This is a genomic window from Rhodococcus sp. ENV425 (assembly GCF_002887785.1).
Taxonomy (GTDB): Bacteria; Actinomycetota; Actinomycetes; order Mycobacteriales; family Mycobacteriaceae; genus Rhodococcus; species Rhodococcus aetherivorans.
The window spans coordinates 1-1,218 of the sequence record NZ_PCZU01000298.1 but is presented as its reverse complement, the minus strand read 5'-3'; the positions used below and the strand labels follow the sequence as shown (position 1 = coordinate 1,218).

Genomic DNA, 1,218 nt, shown 5'->3' with positions numbered 1-1,218 from the left:
CGATGTCGCCGATCCGCACGGCCGGGTCGGCGACGGCGGCCCGCAGGATCGCGACGTACCGGTCGGCGAACGCGGCGACGGTGCCGGCGTCGTACAGGTCGGTGGCGTAGGCGAATTCGAGGTCGACGCCGGTGCCGGTCTCGGTGACGACGAGCTGGACGTCGAAGTTGGCGTGCTCGTCGGCCACCGGCAGCACCCGCGCGGTCAGGCCGGGCAGCTCGAACGTGTCGACGGTGGGGCGGCGCAGCGACAGGGCGACCTGGAACAGCGGGTGCCGGGCGGGGTTGCGGGCGGGGTTGAGGCGTTCGACGAGGGTCTCGAACGGCGCGTCGGGGTGGGTGTAGGCGGCGAGGTCGCGAGCGTGGACCTCGGCGAGCAGGTCGGCGAAGGTGGCGTCCGGGTCGACGGGGGTGCGCAGGACGAGGGTGCCGGCGAACATGCCGACGAGGGCGTCGAGCTGCGGGTCGCCGCGCCCGGCGACGACGGTGCCGACGGCGATGTCGTCGCCGGCGCCGTGCCGGGCCAGCAGCACGGCCAGCGCCGCGTGCAGCACCATGAACGTCGTCGCGCGACCGTCCCGGGCGAGCCGCGAAACGCCTTCGGCCACAGCATGATCCACCGCAACCCGGTGGGTGGCACCGCGGCCGGTCGGGCGCGCGGGCCGCGGCCGGTCGCCGGGCAGGGTCACCTCGTCGGGCAGGCCGGCGAGCACGGTCGTCCAGTGCGCGAGCTGGCCGTCGGCGCCGGCGCGCTGCCAGCGGCTGAAGTCGGTGTACTGCACCGGAAGCGGCGCCCACCGCGGCGCCTGCCCGGCGAGCCGGGCGGTGTAGGCGTCGACGAGGTCGCGCAGCAGCGGGGTGAGCGACCATTCGTCGGCGGCGATGTGGTGCACCACCACCGCGAGCACGTGCCGCCGCGGCGCGAGCCGGTACAGCCGCATCCGCACCGGCGTCTCGCGGGTGAGATCGAAGCCGGGGGCGGCGAACTCGCGGACGAACTCGTCGAGTCCCTCGGCGGGCACGGCGACGGGCTCGAGTCCGGGCCGCGCGACGGGCCGCACCACCTGCGCGGTGGCGTCGGGGTACACGGTGCGCAGGGTGCGGTGCCGGTCGAGGACGTCGGCGACGGCGGCGGTGAGCGCCGCGACGTCGAGCCGGCCGTCGAGCCGCACCGCGAACGGCAGGTTGTAGCTGCCGGATCCGGGGTCGAGCCGGTTGA

At 75.9% G+C, this 1,218-nt stretch carries 1 protein-coding gene; it reads right to left on the bottom strand.

The genetic code is table 11. From position 1 onward, the window contains the following. Positions 1 to 1,218: condensation domain-containing protein (locus tag CQZ88_RS28280; protein WP_258008854.1), on the bottom strand; the 1,218-nt coding region annotated here is incomplete at both ends.